Source organism: Colwellia sp. KS18-150 (assembly GCF_057551365.1).
On record NZ_BAAJMC010000049.1, the window covers coordinates 1 to 441 of the forward strand.

The 441-nt window shown below is 35.6% G+C and carries 1 protein-coding gene; it reads left to right on the plus strand.

Annotated features, from left to right (window positions below; translation table 11 throughout):
- Window positions 1-441: hypothetical protein (locus tag AC27IF_RS20230; RefSeq protein WP_487056159.1), on the plus strand; the 441-nt coding region annotated here is incomplete at both ends.

Genomic DNA, 441 nt, shown 5'->3' on the forward strand with positions numbered 1-441 from the left:
TAGTCATGTTGATATTTTAGGTATTGCGAATAATGTTGAAGATGGACAAATCGTCATAGTCACTGTCAGTGACGGTATTTCAACACTTGAATTTACAACATCTGTTCAAGGTTATATTTGGAGTATTACGGATAATGATTTAACTAGTCTAAATGATGGACCTTTAACTTACTTTGCAACGGTAACTGATCTAGCAGGGAATGTGACTAGTGATAGCGTGGTTAAAATCAAAGACACTAAAGCTACAGTGACAATAGGTGTTGATACACAAGGAGATATTATCGACGACACTATCAATAGTGTTGAAGCATTAGCAGTAAATATATACGGCACTGTTAGCGATATAGAAGATGGGCAAATTATTACAGTAGCTGTAACCGATGGAATGAATACTTTATTTTATGAAGCTCCTGTCAATGACGGGAGTTGGTTAATTGAAAG